The 1,332-nt window shown below is 57.8% G+C and carries 1 protein-coding gene and 1 pseudogene; both read left to right on the top strand.

Annotated elements, in window-relative coordinates; all coding sequences use genetic code 11:
* A pseudogene (locus tag AWB67_RS37925) lies at window positions 1-342 on the top strand (DUF1924 domain-containing protein); the annotation flags it as partial.
* A 54-nt stretch (window positions 343-396) separates the two neighbouring features.
* A complete protein-coding gene (locus tag AWB67_RS37920) occupies window positions 397-1,113 on the top strand; it encodes a cytochrome b/b6 domain-containing protein (RefSeq protein WP_087660864.1) in 717 nt (238 codons plus the stop codon).
* Window positions 1,114-1,332 lie beyond the last annotated feature (219 nt).

The raw sequence follows: 1,332 nt of genomic DNA, 5'->3' as shown, positions 1-1,332 counted from the left end.
CTTAGCCGCCGGAACGTTGCCGGGTCACGGCGCGGCTCCGGACGATTTGCTGGCAACCTACACGGCTCAGTCCGGCTCTCCTGCTGTTCCATTGCGCGGTGAGCAGTTCTTTACGAGCCGCATGGACACGAATGGAGTTGTGCTTCATGTCATGGCGCGAGGCCGACAGGCACAGGCAATCACGCAGTCACAGGTAAAGAAACCAGTGCGCTCGCGCCCGCTTTCAATCCCGAGCGCTTCACCGACGCGAGAGAGTCGGACAAATGGTTTCGCTGCAACTGCAGCGATGTAGTCGGTCGGAAATGTACAGTGAGCGAAAAAGCCGACATCCTGAGGCCGTAAAAAGCGCGTCGAACCGCCTCGCCTGTCATACCTAGGCTGAAAAAGGAAACTTTGATGAGCGATTCACACGGATCCCGAAGTGACAAAGACACGCCCAAACTAACTCGCATCCTGGTTTGGGACGCTCCCGTGCGCGTGTTCCACTGGCTCATGGTCGTCAGCTTTGTAATCGCTTACGCGACGGGCGATAGCGAGCGCTGGCGGCTCGTTCACGTGACATTCGGCTATACCATGACGGGCCTCGTCGCCTTTCGCATCGTGTGGGGAATACTCGGAACTCGTTACTCCCGATTTTCAAGCTTCGTTCGCAGTCCAACTGCTGTCTGCACGTATCTGTCTGGGGTGATCAGAGGGCGACACGAGCGAATTGTCGGCCACAATCCGGCCGGCGGTATAGCCATCGTCGCTCTACTGATTCTCGCAATAGCTGTATCTGCAACAGGATGGTCCGCCTACAACAACGCTACGCCCGATTCCATGGAGGACCTTCACGGGATCGCTGCCAATCTTATGTTGGCCGTGGTCGTGATCCATGTCCTCGGTGTCATTCTGGGAAGTTTTCTGCACCGCGAAAATCTCGTCCTCTCGATGATTACAGGCAACAAGACAGGCCGCCCCGAAGAAGGCATTCAGTCATCCTGGAGAATCCTGGGTGTCGTCCTCCTATCCCTGACGATCGCTTTCTGGTGGGTCCAGTGGCAGTCCGCACCGGTGAATGGCGGGGCCGGACAGAAGCCAAGTGTCCAGCAAAACCATGACGACGCTGACTAGGTTCAGAGAGGGCAAGCCAGTCCGAACCGTCGTCGCCCCACCTGCATGGTCCATGCCTCATCGCCTCGCATAACAGGCGGGAGAACGATAACGTCCGTAGAAGAATCCGGTGAACGCGACCCGGACGGGAGCCATACTGCGATGTTTAGAGCCGTCGCCGCGACGCGTAGCTCAACTGAAAGCGCAGTGCGGCACGTTCCAATCTGCCCGACGCATACC

It is taken from the genome of Caballeronia terrestris (assembly GCF_001544515.1).
Lineage (GTDB): Bacteria > Pseudomonadota > Gammaproteobacteria > Burkholderiales > Burkholderiaceae > Caballeronia > Caballeronia terrestris.
Note: the sequence above shows the minus strand (reverse complement) of the source record. Positions and strands in the feature narration are given on the sequence as shown.